Here is a 17,015-nt window from a genome sequence, read left to right as displayed (position 1 = left end):
CGGTCATTTGCGTTCGCGTTCGGCTTCATCCGGCTCGGGCTTGAGCAGGCGCAGCGGCTGTTCGCCGACGCGAAACACCAGCGGCAGCGCGAGCCGGGCGATCTCGCCGTCGGTTGCGACCTTGATCGAGCGGCGCCGGCGCGACGCGCGATCGACCGTGAAGCGCTCGAAACCGAAGCCGATCATGTCGCCCGCATCGCGTATCCGGCTGATTGCGCCGCGCAGCGACAGCAGGATTTGTGCGAGCCGGCCGTGCGCGAGCGGCGCCATCGCCACCAGCATGCCCTGCGCGAGCAGCGGCGCTTCGGCCGCGCCGACCTGTTCGAGCTGGAGGCGGTTGTTCGCGACGAACAGCGTGGTGGTGCGCAGCTCGCGCACCGTGCCTTCGTGCTCGACGCGCAGCCGCAGCAGGCGGTGCGGGCGCAGCAGCGTGAAGATCGCCGAGCCGAGCGCGACCAGCCGGCTGCGGCCGAACTGGCGTTTGTATTGCTCGCGCTGTTCGAGCAGGCGCGGGTAGAGGCCGAGGCTGGCGTTGACGAGGAACAGTGTGTCGTTGACGAAGCCGACCTGCACCGGGTGTTCGCGCGCGGCGAGCAGCAGCGCGATCGCGCGTTCCGCGTCGGCCGGGATGCCGTGATCGCGGCTGAAGTAGTTGAAGGTGCCGCGCGGCAGCACGCCGAACCGGCAGCCCGCGTCGTAGGCGGCGCGCGCCACCGTGCGCAGCGTGCCGTCGCCGCCCACGCCCACCAGCACGCCGCTGCCGACGCGCCGCGCCGCGCGGGCGGCGGTGTCGGCCAGTTGCGAGGGGTCGGTGACGGTCAGGAGTTCGTAATGGCGGTTTGCCTGGGCGAACGCGGCGTCGAGCTGGGCGGTGAGGGTTTCGGCCTCGCGGGTGCGGCCGGAGCCGGTGTTGAGGATGAAGAGGTAGGGGGCGGGGTCCGGGGGCGTCGTCATCGAAGGGCGCTCGGTGGGAGTGAAGCTTACGATTCTATTTCAATCGAGGTGGGCGAGGTTGAGGGAATTGTGTAGCGAGTGGCGATCTCTATCGAGTATTGGATTGCCCATCGATGATTCGATTTTATTTTTGTTATCGAATCGATGATGTGAAGATCGGAAATTTTCGGTCTTTTTGATTGCTTGACCAACTCTTCGTGATCATGATTTTATATTGGTCTTGTTTTGATTTCAGAGAAAATAAATGGCATCGAGACTCCTTGAACACTTGGCCGCGCTCGAAAATTCACTTATCGCCGATAGTCAGCGATTGAAGCTGGTCGATAATACGACCATCATGGGCGGAGGGCGTGAGACATTTGTTCGCGAGTTTCTGCGAGGGCATCTTGGTGCGTCGATCGGGATCGGCACGGGAGAAATTATTTCGGCAACTCGCCCCCATGACCATATCGATCGTCAATGGGATGCGGTGATTTACGATACTCGTTTTCCCAAGCTGGCACTCAGCAAGGATGTGGATTCATTTTTGATCGAATCCGTTTTTTGTACGATCGAGGTGAAAAGCACGCTGAACGAAGAGGAATATTTGAAATCGGCTCGTGCGGCAGCGGAGTTGAATTATCGCTGGAAGCTGCATGCGAAGGAAACGAGGCGGCCTGCACCAAGGCGGTTTTTAATTGCCTATGATGGCCCGGTGCATATGAAGACCGTGTTGGGATGGATGCAAAGGGCGTACGAGTCCAATCAACTGCAATCTCCGAGCTTGCCTTTGCGGGAGATGTATTTTGATGGCGCCAACGAGTTGAAACGATACGATCATGTGTCGTCGAGTCTCGACGGGGTTTTTGTGCTCGGGCGTGGATTTATTGCCATGGATTCGTTTCGCTTCAGATTTCCGGGGGCGTTTGATCAAGAGCCTGGTCGCATTGGCGGGCGCTTGTTCAACTATGCTTGCGCAGGGGGAGCCGGAATTGCATTGGCATCCATGTTTCTGTGTCTGATCGATGTCGTCGGGCAATTGGCGTTGATTGACACGTATATGCCGGCCATTGGGGGGAGTCTTGAATTCTCGACCATGCCGGCTCCGAAGAAAATTTGAATGCCGGTCACGCAGGATCGATCCTGATCGAATCAAGCTCGATCGCGATTTCCGCGCCGAGGGTGGCGTACAAATAGACCAGACTTGCCGCGCGTCGATCGGTAAGGCGTTCTCCCCTTGCCAGGACGGTGCGCGCCTGTGCGAACCGTTCGTCGTCCGGCCGCAGCAGCCGGATCGAGTACACGATATTCAGCAAGCCCCAGTTTTCGAGGCAAACGCAGGTCACCCCTTCGAAGGTGAGGGTTGCGCGCCTGTTGCCGAGATACAGACCGAGCGTCAGCGTGCGTGGTTCGTTGGGTCCAACGGTGACGGTGTCCAAATACCAATCGTGGAAGTGCCCGAACTGTTATCGTTCGCATACCACACCATCCGAACCACGCCGCACCCCTCACCCCGGCACCACCTCGGCCGCGAACGCGGCCACTTCCGCCACCAGGCTCCGCGCGGCGTGCACCACCAGCTCGCCGCCTTTCTCCTGCGACGCCAGCTTCGGGTTCGAACCCATCCGCCCGTCCGGGAAGCGCGCGCGGAAATCCAGCGCCTCGCGGATCGGCCCCATCGGCGCGATCTCGGGCGAATAGTCGGCCTGCTTGATGGTGTGCGGCAGCGCCCACTGCGTCACGGCGATCTCCGACGGCGTGGCATGCACGCCGTGGCCGGTCGGGAATTGCCGATGCGCGATCTCGGATACGCCGTCCAGGTCCCACCAGTTGCGCAGCTTCAGCGCGAACCCGCAACGGCGGCGCGCGAAACTGGCCTGCGCGTAGATCTCCGAGAACGCGGCCTCGATCGACGCGACGTTGCCGCCGTGTCCGTTCAGGAACAGGATCTTCTCGAAGCCGTGCCCGGCCAGCGAATGGACCCAGTCGCCGATCGCGGCGATGAACGTGCTCGGGCGCAGCGAAATCGTGCCGGGAAAGCCGAGGTGATGCTGCGCCATGCCGATGTTGAAGGTGGGCGCGACCAGGATGTCGGCGGAGGTCTGCGCCTCGTGCGCGATGATCTCGGGGCAGAGCCAGTCGGTGCCGAGCAGGCCGGTGGGGCCATGCTGCTCGTTCGAGCCGATCGGCACGACCACGGTGCGGCTGCGTTTCAGGTAATCCTCGATTTCGGACCAGGTCGACAGGTGCAGAAGCATGGTGAATTCCATTGGCAGTGCGCACGGCTCGCGCGACTGCGGGCCGGAGGTGCGCGGGGGGATCGGTTGTCATCGCGAGGATGCGGCACAGGTCGCCGCATCCCTGGACGCTATCGTCCCAGCATCGCGGAAAACTCACAACTAACGCCCCGGCGAGCGGAACCTTGCCTGCCGGAAACGCGGCCAGGCAGCGGCGTCGAGAAAGGCCAGGGCAGCCCCCCGCCATGCGCGGCAAGCCGCTACACTGCCCGACGAGCCGCCGGCCGTCGCCCATCGTGCCGCCGCTGAACCGCAAGCCCCCTTCGTCCGGAGACCTCCCATGACCCACGCCGCCGCAGCGTCCCCCGCCGTCATCACCTGGCGCGGCGACGCGCTGGAAAACGCTCACCGTGCCCACATCGCCGTGGTCGACACCGAAGGCCGGCTGCTCGCCGGCCACGGCGACCCGCTGCGCATCACGCTGGCCCGTTCGGCGGCCAAGCCGGCGCAGGCGCTGGCCGTGCTCGAAACCGGGGCGCTGGAGCGCTTCGGTTTCGACGAGGCCGATCTCGCGCTGATGTGCGCCTCGCACAGCAGCGAACCGCGCCACGTCGAGCGCGCCCAGGCGATGCTGGCCAAGCTCGGCGCGAACGAGGACGACCTGCGCTGCGGCCCGCACACGCCGATCTCCGACGCCGTCTGGCGCGACTGGGTCCGGCGCGGCATCGAACCGCGCGCGGTGTGCAGCAACTGCTCGGGCAAGCACGCCGGGATGCTGGCCGGCGCGCGCGCGATCGGCGCGGCGCTGGCCGATTACCACCTCGACACGCATCCGATGCAGGTGCGCGTGAAGCGCACCATGGCCGAGGTGTGCGACCTGCCCGACGACGCCGTGGCCTGGGGCGTGGACGGTTGCAACCTGCCGACGCCGGCGTTCGCGCTCGATCGCCTCGCGCGGATCTACATGAAGCTGGCCGACGCGGCCGATCGTGCCGAAGCCGGCGAGGGCGTTGAGGATGCCGAAGCATCCGCGCGCCGCGCTGCACTGGCGCGGCTCTATCACGCGATGACGCGCCATCCCGAGCTGGTTGCGGGCGAAGGGCGCTTCTGCACGCAACTGATGCAGGCGTTCGATGGCCAACTGGTCGGCAAGCTCGGCGCGGACGGCTGCTACGGGGTGGGGATTCGCGCCTCGGACGCCACGCGCAGGCTCGGCGCGGCGGGCGCGATCGGCGTGTCGGTCAAGGTGGAGGACGGCAACGTGGGGGTGCTGGCGATGATCGTCTGCGAGGTGCTCGACAGGCTCGCGATCGGCACGGCCGAACAGCGCGCGGCGCTGGCCGCATTCCATCGCCCGCCGATGCGCAACACGAAGGGCGTGGAAACCGGCCGCACGACGTTCCCGTTCGAACTGGCGCGGAACTGAAGCTACACCGAAGCTACACCGAAGCTACACCGAAGCTACACCGAAGCTACACCGAAGCACGGCAGCCCGAAGCGCCGATCGTTCCAAACTACTCGGCGCCTTGCGTGGTCGCGATCGGTATCTTACTGAAGCGGGCACGACGGCCCGCAGCGCCGATGGTTCCGAACTACTCGGCGCTTTGCGTGGCCGCCGTCGGCGCCTTGCTGAAGCGGATATGCGCGATGCGGCGCACCAGCCACGCGGCGGCCACGGCCGCGCAACCGGCCAGCGCGATGCCGATGTGGATCGACTGCACCATCGTGCGCCGCGCGGCTTCGAGCAGCGCGCCGCCGTCCAGCCCGGCTGCGTGGAGCTTGGCCAGCAGCGCCTCGCCCACGCCCGGATCGACCAGCACGCGCGGGTCGGCCAGTTGCGCGAGCCAGCGCGCGGCGGTGTCCGGGCCGAGCACGCTGAGCGCCTCGCCCACGCCGGCCGCATAGCGGTGCTGCACGATCGTCGCGAGGATGCTGGTGCCGAGCATGCCGCCCACCATCCGCGTGGATTGCAGCAGTGCGGTGGTGATGCCGAAGCGCTCGCGCCCGGCGATCTCCTGGCTGAAGATGTTCAGGTTGTTGAGGATGAAGCCGAGCCCGATGCCGATCGCGCCCATCGCCACTTCGAGGATCAGCCGTGGCGTCAGCGCGCCGGTCAGCGCGAGCGTGGCCGAGGCGGCGGCGAGCAGCCCGAAGCCGATCGACAGGATCAGCGTGGGCTTCTTCAGGTGCGTGACGATGCGGATGTTGATCAGGCTGCCGAGCGCGATGCAGGCGGCGATCGGCGTGGCCAGCAGGCCGGCCGTTTGCGGATCGAGGCCGAAGCCGCCCTGGAGCAGCAGCGGCGCGAAGAAGATCAGCGAGAACATCACGAAGCCGGCCAGCGTCGACAGCAGGAACAGCGTGACAAGCTGAGGATCGCGAAACAGATCGAGCGGCACGATCGGGTGCGTGGCACGCCGCTCGCACACCAGAAACGCGACGAACGCGAGCACCACCACCGCCGCCAGCGACAGCGTGCCCGCGCCGATCCCATGCACCGGCAGCGCCTCGATCAGGAATTGCAGGCAGCCGAGCGTGATCGCCACCAGCAGCGCGCCGGTGTAATCGATGCGGACCTTGCCTTCGCGCGGGCGCACGATCATCGGCAGGTGCCGCCCGATGAAATACAGCGCGAGCGCGCCCACCGGCACGTTGATCAGGAACGTCGAGCGCCAGCCGAAATGCTGACTGAGCCAGCCGCCCAGCGACGGCCCGGCGGCCGTGCCGATGCCGTAGGTGGCGGCCAGCACCACTTGCCAGCGCACCCGCTCGCGCGGGTCGGGGAACAGGTCGGGGATCGACGCGAACGCGGTGCCCACCATCATGCCGCCGCCCACGCCTTGCAGCGCGCGCGCCACGGCCAGCATCCGCATGTCGATGGCGGCGGCGCACAGCACCGAGGCCAGCGTGAACACCACCACCGCGGCCACCACGAAGCGCTTGCGCCCGAAGTAATCGCCGAGCCGGCCGAAGATCGGCACCGTCACCACCGAGGCGAGCAGGTAGGCGCTGGCGATCCACGCGTAGTACTCGAAGCCGTGCAGATCGGCGACGATCGACGGCAACGCGGTGCTGACCACCGTCTGGTCGAGCGCCACCAGCATGTTGACGAGGCCGATGCCGAGCATCGCGAGCAGCGCGTCGCGGAAGCTCAGGGCGGGAGAAGCGGGGGAGGAAGCGTTCACGAGAGGGGCGGCCGGGGTGGTGCTGCAAAAGCCTCTCACGATAGCGACGCGGGCCGCCCCGCGCAACCGTTTCAAATGTTGATCGTGTTGATCGATCGCGCGAGGCGGGATGCGTGACCGGTCATCGGCGCTTCATGGCCGCGTCATGAAGCGCCCCGGCGATCAGCCGCGCCCGACGAACGGCATGTGACTCGCCATCACTGTCATCGACAGCACGTTGGCGTCGAGCGGCAGGCTGTCCATGTAGAGCACCGCGCGCACCACGTTGTCCATGCTCATGCGCGGTTCGACCTTCAGCGAGCCGTCCGCCTGCAAGGTGCCTTGCGCCATCAGGCTGCTCATGTCGCTGACCACGTTGCCGATGTCGATCTGCCCGCAGGCGATGTCGTAAGCGCGGCCGTCGAGCGAGGCGGCCTTGGTCAGCCCGCTGATCGCATGCTTGGTCGCCGTGTAGGCGGCGGCCTGCGGGCGCGGTGCATGCGCCGAGATCGAGCCGTTGTTGATGATCCGGCCGCCGCGCGGGCTTTGCTGCTTCATCAGGCGAAACGCGCCCTGCACGCACAGAAAGGCGCCGGTCAGGTTGATGTCGACGGCCTGTTTCCAGTGCGCCACCGGCATCTCCTCGATCGAGCATTGCGGCGTGAACACCCCGGCGTTGTTGAACAGCAGGTCGAGCCGGCCCCAGCGCGCCTCGATCGTCTCGAACAGCCGGGCCACGGCGGCTTCGTCGCCGACGTCGCAACTGATGGCCAGCGCGCGGTCCTGCGCGCCCGATTCGGCGATCACCGCCTGCAACGCGTCGAGCTTGCGCGCGGCCAGCGCCACGCGATAACCCGCCTGCAGCAGGCCCAGCGCCACGCTGCGTCCGATGCCGGAACTGGCGCCGGTGACGAGGGCGACCTTCTCATTCATGTTCGACTCCCGAGGTTGCGGCCCGGCACGCGCGGCGCGCCACGGCCCGATAGAAAAACGTTCAGTTCACCGCATCGTTCAGATCGGTCAGGTCGCGCCCGCGCGTTTCGGTGGAGAGCCACACGCCCACCAGCGTCAGCGCCGACAGCACCGCCGTGTAGATGCCCATCACCCAGAACGAGCCGCCGGTCAGGCCGATCAGGTAGATGCCGAGGATCGGCGCGAGGCCGCCCGATAGCACCGCGCCGATCTCGCGCGAGAGCGCCACGCCCGAGTAGCGGTAGCGGTTGCCGAACAGTTCGGCGAAGTGGGCGCATTGCGCGCCGAGCATGCTGTTCGCGCCGAGCGCGAAGCCGCCGAACATGGCGATGCCCACCCACAGCGGGTCGCCCGTGCTGATCATCCACCAGGCCGGCACCGCCCACACCAGCATGAAGATCGCGCCGGCGCGGTAGATGGTCTTGCGTCCGAAACGATCCGACAGCGCCCCGAACAGCGGCGTGGTGATCACGCTGGCCAGCGTCACGATGATCGCGCACGAGGTGCCGATCTTCGCGAGCTGCGCGCTGGGCAGGCCCAGCCGGGTGGCCACCGTGCCGCCCAGGAACGCGATCACGATGGTGGTGTAGATGGTCGAGCCGCCTTGTTCGGCGAGGCGCATCAGCACCGCCGCCAGCACCGGCCGGCGCGCGTGCTGCACGACCTGGCGGATCGGCGAGCGCGCCACCTGATGGCCGCTTTCGAGCGCGGCGAAGGCCGGGCTTTCGCGCAGCTTGAGGCGGATCCAGATCGCCACGGCGATCAGCACCACGCTGGCCAGGAACGGCAGGCGCCAGCCCCAGGCCAGGATCGTGGCGGTATCCATCGAGTGCTGCATCAGGCTGAAGGTGGCGGTGGCGATGCCGAAGCCCGCGAAGATGCCGACGAACGGCAGCGCCGCGAAATAGCCGCGCCGCTTCACCGGCGCGACTTCCGCCATCAGCGTCGAGGCGCCGGCCTGTTCCGCGCCCGCGCCGAAGCCCTGGATCAGCCGCAGCACGATCAGCCCGACCGCGCCGAGCGGGCCGGCCGGCAATAGGCCGACCAGCGTGGTGGATACGCCCATGATGGCGATCGTCATCAGGAGAACGAACTTGCGGCCCTTGCGGTCGCCGAGCGAGCCGAAGAACACGCCGCCGAGCGGTCGCGCGAGGAAGCCCACGCCGTAGGTGGCGAAGCTCGCGAGCAGGCCCGCGTGGGCGTCGAACGAGGAGAAGAACACGCGGCTGAAGATCAGCGCGGTGGCCAGGCCGAAGATGGCGAAATCGTAGTATTCGAGCGCGCTGCCCACCGCGCTCGTCAGGATCGCGCGGCGTAGCTGCTGCGCGCTGACCGGCGCGGCGGCGGCCGCGTCGGGGGAATCGGGCCGCGCGCTCGCGGCATCAGACTGCGTCACGGGCGTGAACGCGTCACGGTGGGTCGTCATCTGTCTGTCTCCATGTCCGGCTTCTTGTTGTCGCGTGCCGATCCTGGCGCGCGTCCGGCCGCGGCGAAATCGCTTCGTTGATCGAAACGTCTTCCATCGTTCGAGCGGCTTCGGCTACACTTGGTTATCGATAACCAAGTGATGCAAAATCTAACATAAAGGAGACGTGTATGTCCAAGGAACCCGTATTGGTTGTTACCCGATATCCCGAGGCGGACATGATCGTGCTGGCCGAGCGCTACACGCTGCATGTGCTGGCCGATGCGCCCGACCGGGCCGCGCTGCTGGCTGAACTCGCACCGCAAGTGCGGGTGCTGGCCACCAACGGCGAGGCCGGCGCGGACGCGGCGCTGATCGACGCGCTGCCGAAGCTGGAGGCGATCGTGTCGTACGGCGTGGGGGTGGATGCGATCGACCTGAAGCACGCCGCCTCGAAGGGCATTCGTGTGACGAATACGCCCGACGTGCTGACCGAGGACGTGGCCGACCTGGGCCTCGCGCTGATGCTGGCGCTGGCGCGCGAGATCGCCGCCAACGATGCGCGCGTGCGGGCCGGCGAGTGGGGCCGCGAGCATTTCGCGCTGACCTCGCGGATGTACGGCAAGCGGCTCGGCATCATCGGTCTGGGCCGGGTCGGGCGCGCGGTGGCGCGGCGCGCGGCGGCGTTCGACATGCAGATCGCGTATCACGATCGCGCGCGCTTCGACGACCTGCCGTACGCCTTCCACGACAGCGCGGCGGCGCTGGCGGCCAACGTCGATTTCCTGATGGTGTGCGCGGCGGCCGATCAGATCCCGCGCGGCGCGATCGGTGCCGAGGTGTTCGAGGCGCTCGGACCGAACGGATTCCTGATCAATATCGCGCGCGGCAGCATTCTCGACGAACCGGTGCTGGTGGATTACCTGAGCGACGGGCGCCTGCGCGGCGCGGCGCTCGACGTGTTCTGGAACGAGCCGGCCATCGATCGCCGCCTGCTGGCGCTGCCGAACGTGGTGCTGTCGCCGCATCGCGCCAGCGCGACGGTGGAAACGCGCGCGGCGATGGCGCGGCTGGTGCGCGCCAACCTCGATGCGTTTTCAGCCGGCGAGCCGCTCGTGACGGAGTTCACGGCGCATTTGCCGAAAGCGTCGGCCTGACGTGAAGGCGGGCGTGGCGGCCCGCTGATCCGGTCGATCGGGCCTTGCGCTCAGGCGCTTTCGCGCGCCACTACTTCGTAAGGAATACGGATCAGGGCCGGCGCGTCGTGCAGCGTGCGCTGCGCCTTGGACGAGGCCGTTTCGCGGCGCGATGCGTTGGGCCGTTCGCTGGCGTCGATCGCCGCCAGCAGCGAGAGGCCCGTCGAGCGGCCGATTCCGTAGGCGTCCACCGATACCGTGGTGATCGACGGGTAGCAGTGCCGCGCCAGTTCGAAATCGCCGAAGCCGGCCACGGCGATATCGCCGGGCACCTTCAGGCCGAGCCGCTGGCAGGCCATGATCACGCCGAACGCGTGGATGTCGCTGGTGCACATCACGGCATCGGTGTCGGGCCATTCGGCGAGCAGCCGGCTCAGCGCGGCGGCGGCGTTTTCCATCGCCACGCCGTGGGCCATGCTGGTGTTGCCGTCGGCCGGCGTGGCCTCGCGCGGCGCGTGCAGGCCCGCCGCCTCGACCGCCGCCAGATAGCCGTTGCGGCGCGCCAGGCCGCGCAAGTCCAGGCGCGTCGTGCCGCCCACGAAGCCGATGCGGCGATAGCCGCGCTGATACAGGTAGCCGCCCATCGCGGCGGCCGCTTCCTCGTTCGAGAACCCCACCACGCGGTCGATCGGATCGGCCGGCAGCTCCCACGTCTCGATCACCGGAATGCGCGCCTGTTCGAGCATCGCGCGTGCGCGCGGCGTGTGATGGCCGCCCGTCAGCACGATGCCGCGCGGCTGGTGGCTCAGGAGCGAAGCGATCAGCGCCTCCTCGCGCTCGACCTGGTATTCGGTGTTGGCCAGCAGCAGCCGCAGGTTGCGTGTTTCGGCCACTTCGTTGAGGCCGCGCACCGTTTCGGCGAAGTTCGAACTGGACAATGACGGCACCATCACGGCGACGATATTGGCGCGGCCCGAGGACAGCGCGCCGGCCACCGCGTCGGCCACGTAGCCGGTCTGGCGCACCGCGTCCATCACGGCGGCGCGCGTGGCGTCGCTCACATGCTGCCCGGTCAGCACGCGCGAGACGGACATCTTCGAGACGCCCGCGAGGCGCGCGACGTCGGCCATGCGGACGGGGGCGCCCGGTTCGGGTTGGGAATCGTGCTTGATGCTCATGGTGTCGGAGGCTGCGCCGGTCGGATCGGTGCCGCGGCGCGGTGCGATGCGCGCGGCAAACGCCAATTGTAGCCGCAGCGGGCGAGGGCGCCGGGGCGTTCCGGCCCTTGCAGCGCGAGTCGGGTCGCGCGTGCCCGCCAATCCGCGAAAAATCTTCCGCGTCGTGTAACCGGATCGGCATCCGAAACGATCTGTTGAAGACACGCGCCGCATCACGGCGCGTTTCGCCTCTCGACGCAGGATGCCGCCATGCCCATCACGACGTTTCGTTCGCTTTCCCGACTGTTCGACCCGGCCTGGCTGGCCGCACGCTGCCAGACCTGGGCGCCGTTGCCGGTGCGCGCGATCGTCGGTTACGGCTACCTGGCGCACGGCTACGCGAAAATCCTCAAGAATCCCGAGCATTTCGCGGCGATCCTGCACGCGCTCGGCGTGCCCGCGCCGCACCTGATGGCCTGGGCGACGATCGCGATCGAACTCGGCGGCGGCCTCGCCGTGCTGGCCGGCGCGTTCGTGCCGCTGGTGGCGTGGCCGATGCTGGCGGTGCTGCTGGTCGCGTCGGCCACCGTCCACCTGCAATACGGCTTCACGTCGATTAAGCTGATGGACGTGATGAACGGCGTGCCGAAGTTCGGGCCGCCCGGCGTCGAGGCCGACCTGCTGTACGTGGCGGGCATCGTCGTGCTGATGTTCGGCGGTTCCGGGCCGTTCTCGGTGGACCGCCTGCTGCGGCCCTGGTATGCCCGGCTCGGCGAGGCCCCGCGCGCGACGCGCGGCGTGTCGGCCTGACGCGGCGTTCGCAGGAAGCCGACGCATCGTGTCCACGCCCGCCATGACGATGGCCCGCGACCCGCGCCCGGGCGAAGCGCCGGCTGACCGGCGTGCCGGCGCCAGCCCCCGCGCCGGAGCCGCCGGGCCTTCCGAGGCCGAACGCCGACTGACCGCGCTGCTGGTGCGCTCGATCGACGGCGACAAGGCCGCCTACCGCCATTTCCTGCAAGAGCTGACCCGGGTGCTGCGTGCCCGCCTGCGGGCCAGGCTGCGCCGCCGCGACGAGGACGTCGAGGATCTGCTGCAGGAGGTGCTGATGGCGGTTCACAACGGGCTCGAAACGTTCCGGCCCGACGTGCCGCTGACGGCCTGGATCAGCGCGATCGTGCGCTACAAGGTGGCCGACTATCATCGCGCGCGGTTCCGCTGGGACGCGCTGCACGAACCGCTCGACGACGACGGCGACCTGTTCGTCGAATCGGGCAGCGAGGCCGCCGACGCGCGCCGCGACGTGGCGCAACTGCTGGCGACGCTGCCCGACGGCCAGCGCGTGCCGATCGAGCACATGCGGCTGTGGGGCATGTCGGTGGCGGAGACGGCCTCGGCCACGGGCTTGTCGGAATCGGCGGTGAAGGTCGGCGTGCATCGCGGGCTGAAGGCGCTCGCGGCGAAAATTCGAGGCAAATGCGCAGGAGACCGTAATGAAGACTGACGAGCTGATCATGAACCTGGTGGACGCGCCGCGCCGGCCGGGCCGCGCCGAGGTCGGCCGCAAGCTCGGGCTGGCCGTGGCGGCCGGCCTGGCCGCCGCGCTGCTGCTGTTGCCGGCGATCTGGGGCGACACGTTGCGGATCGCCGCGGCGTTCGCGCGGCCGATGTTCTGGGCCAAGGTGATGCTGCCCACCTCGATGACGCTCGCCGCCGTGTGGGTGGGCGCGCGGCTGTCGCGGCCCGGCATGCCGGTCGGGCGCGCGTGGTTCGCGCTGGCGCTGCCGGTGGCGGTGGTGGCGGTGGCGGCGGGGCTGGTGCTGGCCGTCACGCCGGCCGAGGCGCGCGTCGATCTCGTGCTCGGCCGCACCTGGCGCACCTGTTCGCTCTATATCGTCGGCCTGTCGGCGCCAGCCCTGGTGGTGCTGCTGTGCGCCATGCGCGGGCTGGCCGCCACCCGGCCGGTGGCGGCCGGCCGCGTGGCCGGGCTGCTGGCCGGCGCGATCGGCGCGCTGGTCTATTCGCTGCGCTGCCCCGAAATGGCCGTGCCGTTCTGGGCCGTCTGGTATCCGGTCGGCATGCTGGTGCCGGCGCTGATCGGCGGCGCGCTCGGGCGGCGCGTGCTGCGCTGGTAGCGGCAAGGCCGTCCGTTCTCCCAAACATTGCAGAAGCGTTGAAAAGGCCTGCCGGGCGATCCGGCGGGCCTTTCTTGCGTGGCCGGCCGTGCTCGGGCAGCGTGCTTTGGCGAAAACTACAAGCGCCCGATCGAGCGCTGTCAAAACTACACGGGCCTCGTTTCGCGGTGCTTCGGGCGTCTTCCGCCCCTTGTTTTGCGCTGCAACACGCGGGCCCTTGCGCGGCGCGCTTGCGCCGTGTTTCGGCATCTTTTTTAAGCGTCCGCCGCGAAGCTGGCTTGGAGTTTGCTAAAGCCTAGGCGTTGCATTTCATCGCCTTCGCGCCGCACCGCCGCTTCCGTCGACGTTCGCTTCGCGCATTACTTACTTGCACGCACCTTGGGGAACTACCTTGTCGCTTAACGTCCTGATGGTTGCCGCCGAAGCGGCGCCGCTTGCCAAGAGCGGCGGCCTCGGCGATATGGTCAGCGCGTCGGCCGGCGCGCTGCGTCGGCGCGGCGTCGATGTCTCGATCCTGCTGCCCGGTTATGAAAGCGCCTTCGAGCAGGCCGTCGCGCCCACGCCGATCGGCCTGATCCGCGATCTGCCCGGCGGCGACGCGCGCCTCTGGCGCGCCACCATGCCCGATACCGGCGTGCCCGTGCTGCTGCTCGAAATGAACCACCTGTATGGCCATCGCGGCAGCGGCCTTTACCAGGACGAGGGCGGCCGCGACTACGTCGACAACTTCGTGCGTTTCGCCTCGCTGTCGGCCGCCGCGGCACGGATCGCGTCGGGCGTGCGCGGCGTCAAGCGCCCGAACGTGGTGCATGCGCACGACTGGCACACCGGCCTCACGCCGCTGCTGATGAAGCTGGCCGGCGCGCGGGCGCGCAGCGTGTTTACGATCCACAACCTCGCGTTCCAGGGCAACTATCCGCCGGGGCTCGCGCCGTACGCCGGCATTCCGTCCGAGCTGCTGGCGGCAGCGCCGAACGAGCCGCACAGCATCGAGTTCTACGGCATGCTCAGTTGCATGAAGGCCGCGATCGTCTATGCGGACCGCCTGTCGGCCGTCAGCGAGCGCTATGCGCAGGAGATCCTGACGCCGCGCTTCGGCAACCGCATGGAAGGCGTGCTCGGCGCGCATCTCGACAAGCTGTCGGGCATCGTCAACGGCATCGACGATGCGCTGTGGGACCCGCTGCACGACGACACGCTCGCGCAGTGCTACGGCGTGGACGATCTGGCCGGCAAGCACGCCTGCAAGAAGGCGCTCCAACAAAGTTACGGATTGCAGATCGATCCGTTCGCGCCGCTGGTGGCGATCGGCAGCCGCCTGACCACGCAGAAGCTGGCCGACCGCCTGTGCGAGGCGATCGGCGACGCGCTCGAACGCTGGCCGCGCGCGCAGTTCGCGGTGCTCGGGCAGGGCGACGCCGGCATCGAACGGGAATTGCGACGGCTCGCGGCGCAGTGGCCGGGCCGGCTCGGCGTGCACGTGGGCTACGACGAACCGCGCGCGCACCGGCTGCATGCGGGCGCCGACATCCTGCTGCACGCGAGCCGCTTCGAGCCGTGCGGGCTGACGCAGCTCTATGCGATGCGCTACGGCACGGTGCCGGTGGCGTCGCGCGTGGGCGGGCTGGCCGATACGATCGTCGATGCGCCGCTGCGCGACGCGAGCACGTGTGCCGATCCGCAGGCCCAGGTCGGCAATGCCACCGGCTTCCTGTTCGACGGCGAACGCGCCGAGGACATCGTGCAGGCGCTTGGTCGCGCGTTCGACCGGTTCGCGCAGCCGCAAACCTGGCGTGTCTTGCAGCGCAATGCGATGCAGCGCGATTCGAGTTGGGCGGGGCCGGTTGCGCGGTATATCGATCTGTACTGCGAACTGGCCGGCGTCAGCGTGCCGCGCACGGCGCAGCCGGTGAAGCTGAAGACGAAGGGCGGCGCGAGCGTGGTGGCGAACGATGCGCCGTCGCGCAGCGCGCCGGCCGTGGCACGGGGCAGACAGCATGCGGAGGCGGCGTTGGGGCGTGCCTGAGGGACGGTTGCGCCAGTTGGTTTGATTTGGAAAAAGCCGCCCGTGCGAAAGCCGGGCGGCTTTTTTTCATGGCTTGCGTTGCGAATCCTGAGGGCTTGACGTATTGTACGAAACTTCGTACCATGTTTGCTTCGCAGCGGATGCTGTCCACACTGCCCTGTGTTTCGCTGCGACGGGTCTCCGGCTATGACAACAGGCCGCCAACTCTGCAATCGCTTCCTAAAACACCGAAGCTTGATGAACCGTATCGACTGCCGGGTATCGCATGTCGACGCATTGCTTCGATGACCAATATTTGCCACTTTTTGCCGGGATCGGGCGGGATCTTTTGGAGCTCATGAATGAACATTCTGACTTTCAGCGAGGCGCGAGCCAGCCTGAAGCAGGCAATGGATGACGTCTGCCGCGATCACGAACCAACCGTGATCACCCGGCAGCGTGGCGAACACGTCGTAATCCTGTCGCTGGAGGACTTCAACAGCATGCAGGAAACCCTGCATCTGCTCGGGTCGCCGGCCAATGCGAAGCGTTTGAGCGAATCCATCGCTCAATTCAAGGCGGGCAAGACCTCCGTGCGAGGCTTGATCGATGAACCAGCAGCAGAAAAAGAAGGCCCGGAACAAAGCCGAAGCCGAAAGCGCAGTTAAGGTTGCATGGTCGGATCACGGATGGGACGACTATCTGTATTGGCAGCAAGCCGACATGACGGTTGTCCGCGAAATCAATCGTCTTCTCGAAGAAATTTCACGTGATCCGTTTCGAGGAACCGGCAAGCCCGAGCCGCTGAAAGGTAACCTCACCGGATTCTGGTCACGCCGCATTACTCGAGCCGATCGACTTGTCTACATCGTGCAAGAGGGCGTGACTTACGTCATGCAGTGCCGTTTCCACTACGCCAGGCCATGAGCGTAATTTCTCGTTTTCCCACTCTGTCATCCCGCCTGCGCGGCGGCCTCTACGGCCTGCTGCTCGGCGATGCGCTTGGCGTTCCTTACGAATTCCACAGCGCCGCCTCGCTTTCCCACCTGAACCCCGACGACATCGACATGACGCCGCCGCCCGGTTTCGAGCGCGCGCACCACGGCGTGCCGCCCGGCACCTGGAGCGACGACGGCGCGCAGGCGCTCGCGCTGCTCGACGCGTTGCGGCGCGACCGCGCGCTCGATCTCGATACGTTCGCCGGCAACCTGCGCGACTGGTTCCATCGCGGCGCGTTCACGCCCGACGGCAAGGTATTCGACGTCGGTCTGCAGACGCAGCGCGCGCTCCAGCAACTGAGCGTCGGCGCGGCGCCCGCGCAGGCCGGCCCCGATGGCGAGCGCGACAACGGCAACGGCTCGCTGATGCGCTGCCTGCCGGTGGTGCTGGTGGCGGCTTCCCATGACGAAGCGATCGCGCTGGCACGCAAGCAGAGCGTGGTCACGCACGGGCATGTGCGTTCGCAACTGTGCTGCGCGCTCTACGCGGTGACGGCGATGGCGATTCTCGACGGCCTGAGCGCGGCCGATGCCGTGCGCGCGGCGGAAGACGTGCTGCTGGCGCGTTGTGCCGGCACTGTCGAGGAAGCCGAACTGAAGATCGTGCTCGACGGCCGCTTCGACGCGCCGCAAGGCTCGGGTTACGTGGTCGACAGTTTCTGGTCGGCCATCCATTGCCTGTTGTCGACGCACGGCTTCGAGGCGTGCATCAAGCGCGCGGTGCAGCTCGGCAACGACACCGACACGACCGCCGCCATCGCCGGCGGCCTGGCCGGCCTCGTGCATGGCGAGGCGGGCTTGCCGGCACGCTGGCTCGACGGCCTGCACGGCAAGCCGCTGGTCGAGGCGCTGCTGGCCGCCGCCGGCCACTGA

The 17,015-nt window shown here is 67.7% G+C and carries 17 protein-coding genes; 10 read left to right on the top strand and 7 right to left on the bottom strand.

Going from position 1 to position 17,015, the window contains the following annotated elements; translation table 11 throughout:
* Positions 1–3: 3 nt before the first annotated feature.
* Complete coding sequence (locus AB4850_RS23165) at positions 4–954, bottom strand: diacylglycerol/lipid kinase family protein (RefSeq protein ID WP_414445311.1); 951 nt, start codon at positions 952–954, stop codon at positions 4–6.
* Positions 955–1,198: 244 nt separating this feature from the next.
* Between AB4850_RS23165 and AB4850_RS23160 the strand changes: the two genes are divergently transcribed.
* A complete protein-coding gene (locus AB4850_RS23160; protein WP_414445310.1) occupies positions 1,199–2,053 on the top strand; it encodes a DUF6602 domain-containing protein in 855 nt (284 codons plus the stop codon).
* Positions 2,054–2,060: 7 nt separating this feature from the next.
* Here AB4850_RS23160 and AB4850_RS23155 read toward each other — a convergent pair whose 3' ends face one another.
* On the bottom strand, positions 2,061–2,372 hold the full coding sequence (locus tag AB4850_RS23155) for a hypothetical protein (RefSeq protein ID WP_414445309.1): 312 nt from the start codon (positions 2,370–2,372) through the stop codon (positions 2,061–2,063).
* 69 nt (positions 2,373–2,441) lie between these two features.
* The gene (locus tag AB4850_RS23150; RefSeq protein ID WP_414445308.1) at positions 2,442–3,191 is read right to left on the bottom strand and encodes a creatininase family protein; all 750 of its coding nucleotides are present in this window, start codon (positions 3,189–3,191) and stop codon (positions 2,442–2,444) included.
* 319 nt (positions 3,192–3,510) lie between these two features.
* Here AB4850_RS23150 and AB4850_RS23145 point away from each other — a divergent pair, with 319 nt between their 5' ends.
* Entirely contained in the window at positions 3,511–4,596 is a 1,086-nt protein-coding gene (locus tag AB4850_RS23145) for an asparaginase (protein WP_414445307.1), read from the top strand.
* Between the two features lie 166 nt (positions 4,597–4,762).
* On the opposite strand, the gene AB4850_RS23140 is transcribed toward AB4850_RS23145, so the two are convergent.
* From AB4850_RS23140 to AB4850_RS23130, 3 genes are all read right to left on the bottom strand, one after another.
* Positions 4,763–6,298, bottom strand: a complete 1,536-nt coding sequence (locus AB4850_RS23140; protein WP_414445591.1) for an MFS transporter — start codon at positions 6,296–6,298, stop codon at positions 4,763–4,765.
* Between the two features lie 219 nt (positions 6,299–6,517).
* Positions 6,518–7,267 carry an SDR family oxidoreductase gene (locus AB4850_RS23135; protein ID WP_414445306.1) on the bottom strand — a complete coding sequence of 250 codons (750 nt, stop codon included), beginning with the start codon at positions 7,265–7,267 and terminating at the stop codon, positions 6,518–6,520.
* A 61-nt stretch (positions 7,268–7,328) separates the two neighbouring features.
* Positions 7,329–8,732 (bottom strand): MFS transporter, encoded by a 1,404-nt coding sequence (locus AB4850_RS23130; RefSeq protein ID WP_414445305.1) that lies wholly within the window; start codon positions 8,730–8,732, stop codon positions 7,329–7,331.
* A 170-nt stretch (positions 8,733–8,902) separates the two neighbouring features.
* On the opposite strand from AB4850_RS23130, the gene AB4850_RS23125 reads away from it, so the two are divergent.
* Positions 8,903–9,868 (top strand): 2-hydroxyacid dehydrogenase, encoded by a 966-nt coding sequence (locus tag AB4850_RS23125; RefSeq protein ID WP_414445304.1) that lies wholly within the window; start codon positions 8,903–8,905, stop codon positions 9,866–9,868.
* A gap of 50 nt (positions 9,869–9,918) precedes the next feature.
* On the opposite strand, the gene AB4850_RS23120 is transcribed toward AB4850_RS23125, so the two are convergent.
* Positions 9,919–10,977, bottom strand: coding sequence for a LacI family DNA-binding transcriptional regulator (locus tag AB4850_RS23120; RefSeq protein WP_414445590.1), 1,059 nt, complete (start codon positions 10,975–10,977; stop codon positions 9,919–9,921).
* A 297-nt stretch (positions 10,978–11,274) separates the two neighbouring features.
* Here AB4850_RS23120 and AB4850_RS23115 point away from each other — a divergent pair, with 297 nt between their 5' ends.
* From AB4850_RS23115 to AB4850_RS23085, 7 genes are all read left to right on the top strand, one after another.
* The gene (locus AB4850_RS23115; protein ID WP_414445303.1) at positions 11,275–11,814 is read left to right on the top strand and encodes a DoxX family protein; all 540 of its coding nucleotides are present in this window, start codon (positions 11,275–11,277) and stop codon (positions 11,812–11,814) included.
* Positions 11,815–11,842: 28 nt separating this feature from the next.
* Positions 11,843–12,508 carry a sigma-70 family RNA polymerase sigma factor gene (locus AB4850_RS23110; RefSeq protein WP_414445302.1) on the top strand — a complete coding sequence of 222 codons (666 nt, stop codon included), beginning with the start codon at positions 11,843–11,845 and terminating at the stop codon, positions 12,506–12,508.
* Positions 12,498–13,139: a DUF1109 domain-containing protein gene (locus AB4850_RS23105; protein ID WP_414445301.1), complete on the top strand. Its 642-nt coding sequence runs from the start codon at positions 12,498–12,500 to the stop codon at positions 13,137–13,139. Before AB4850_RS23110 ends, AB4850_RS23105 begins: the two co-directional genes overlap by 11 nt.
* A gap of 391 nt (positions 13,140–13,530) precedes the next feature.
* Complete coding sequence (gene glgA, locus AB4850_RS23100) at positions 13,531–15,165, top strand: glycogen synthase GlgA (RefSeq protein WP_414445300.1); 1,635 nt, start codon at positions 13,531–13,533, stop codon at positions 15,163–15,165.
* Positions 15,166–15,506: 341 nt separating this feature from the next.
* A complete protein-coding gene (locus tag AB4850_RS23095; protein WP_414445299.1) occupies positions 15,507–15,812 on the top strand; it encodes a type II toxin-antitoxin system Phd/YefM family antitoxin in 306 nt (101 codons plus the stop codon).
* A complete protein-coding gene (locus tag AB4850_RS23090) occupies positions 15,754–16,071 on the top strand; it encodes a Txe/YoeB family addiction module toxin (protein WP_414445298.1) in 318 nt (105 codons plus the stop codon). Before AB4850_RS23095 ends, AB4850_RS23090 begins: the two co-directional genes overlap by 59 nt.
* Complete coding sequence (locus tag AB4850_RS23085) at positions 16,068–17,015, top strand: ADP-ribosylglycohydrolase family protein (RefSeq protein WP_414445297.1); 948 nt, start codon at positions 16,068–16,070, stop codon at positions 17,013–17,015. The genes AB4850_RS23090 and AB4850_RS23085 overlap by 4 nt, the downstream gene beginning before the upstream one ends.

This window comes from Burkholderia sp. 22PA0106 (genome assembly GCF_047497155.1).
Lineage (GTDB): Bacteria > Pseudomonadota > Gammaproteobacteria > Burkholderiales > Burkholderiaceae > Burkholderia.
Note: the sequence above shows the minus strand (reverse complement) of the source record. Positions and strands in the feature narration are given on the sequence as shown.